This window comes from Aurantimonas marina, assembly GCF_017183135.1.
In the GTDB taxonomy this organism is placed as follows: Bacteria; Pseudomonadota; Alphaproteobacteria; order Rhizobiales; family Rhizobiaceae; genus Aurantimonas; species Aurantimonas marina.
Genome location: NZ_JADDXW010000045.1, coordinates 1 through 1587, shown reverse-complemented (window position 1 = coordinate 1587; position 1587 = coordinate 1). Strand labels below are relative to the sequence as shown.

The 1587-nt window shown below is 67.1% G+C and carries 1 protein-coding gene; it reads left to right on the top strand.

Annotated elements, in window-relative coordinates; genetic code table 11:
- Positions 1–1575 (top strand): AAA family ATPase (locus ING15_RS19200; protein WP_206456450.1); only part of this gene is annotated, 1575 nt, incomplete at its 5' end.
- Between the last annotated feature and the right edge of the window lie 12 nt (positions 1576–1587).

Genomic DNA, 1587 nt, shown 5'->3' with positions numbered 1-1587 from the left:
TCGATCCATGAGCGCCACGGCGGCGCGGAAGTCAGCGAGGTGCGCCGCCAGCGCAACGATTGGCAGCGCGACGCCACGCGCGATCTGGCGAACGGCAGAACCGGCAACGCGATCCATGCCTATGACAGTCATGACATGGTGCATGTCGCCCAAACCCGGGAACACGCGCGCGATGATCTGATCGACCGCTGGGACCGCGACCGGCAGGCCGAACCGCATCGCAGCCGGATCATCCTCACCCATACCAATGCCGAGGTGCGCGCCCTCAATGAAGGTGCGCGGGAGCGAATGCGGGACGCGGGCGATCTGGGTGAGGACGTGCGCGTCACGGTCGAACGCGGTGCGCGCAGCTTCGCCAGTAGAGACCGCGTCATGTTCCTGCGGAACGAGCGCGGCCTCGGGGGCGAGAATGGGGGCGTGAAGAACGGTACGCTCGGCACCATCGTTGAGGTCAGCGCGCAGAGCATGTCCGTGCACGCCGATGACGGGCGCAGTATCTCATTCGACCTGAAGGACTACGACCGCATCGACCACGGCTATGCGGCGACGATCCACAAGGCGCAGGGCATGACCGTGGACCGCACCCATGTGCTGGCAACACCGGGCCTGGACGCCCACGGCAGCTATGTCGCGCTGTCCCGGCATCGCGACGGCATGGACCTGCATTATGGCCACGACGACTTCGCCGGTCAGGACCGGCTCGCTCGCACCCTGTCGCGCGACCGCGCCAAGGACATGGCATCCGACTACGAGCAGATTGACCCGGCGCGGGATTACGCCGAACGGCGCGGCATCACCTTCCGCGCCCGTGTTGCCGAGATCGTGCGTAAGGTCGTACCGGAAAAGGTCCGTGGCATGTTCGACGGTATGCGACTGCCCGCCGACGGCGGACAGGGGCCGGTACGGGCAGCGCCGTCGCCGGGCGCTGGCGAAGCGAAGGGGCCGGTACGGGAAAGCGCTGCGGCAAAGGTCCGGCGAACGACGGATGCGCCGGAAAGAGCCGTGGTGGCGGACCCGGAGGCGGCACTGCGCAAGGCCCGCACCGATGCGCTCATCCGTCATGCCCGCGCGGTGGACGCGATATTCAGCGCCGAAGATGCGGGCGGCAAGCGAAGCCCGGACCAGATGCGGAAACTTTCCGACGCTCGCAAGGCATTCGAGAAAGTACGTCCCCACGGCTGGCGCGATGGCGAAGCCGCCTACGTGAAAGAGCCCGGCCTCGCCCGAGAGGCAGGTGCAGGCAAGGTCAACCGCGCCATCCGGGCGCTCCAGCTTGAAACCGAAATCCGCACCGATCCCAGCCGCCGCGCCGACCGCTTTGTCGAGCGCTGGCAGAAGTTCGACCGCGCCAGCCAGCATCAATACCAGGCGGGCGACATGTCCGGCTACAAGGCCACCCGGTCGGCAATGGGCGACATGGCGAAAAGCCTCGAACGCGATCCGCAACTGGAATCCCTGCTCGCCAACCGCAAGGCCGCGCTAGGCATCGACGTGGAGGCTGGCCGCCGACTCGGCGCGGCCCTCGCCTTCACTCACGGTCTCGATCTCGGGAGAGGAAGGGGGATCGGGATATGAGAACCGTCCTAT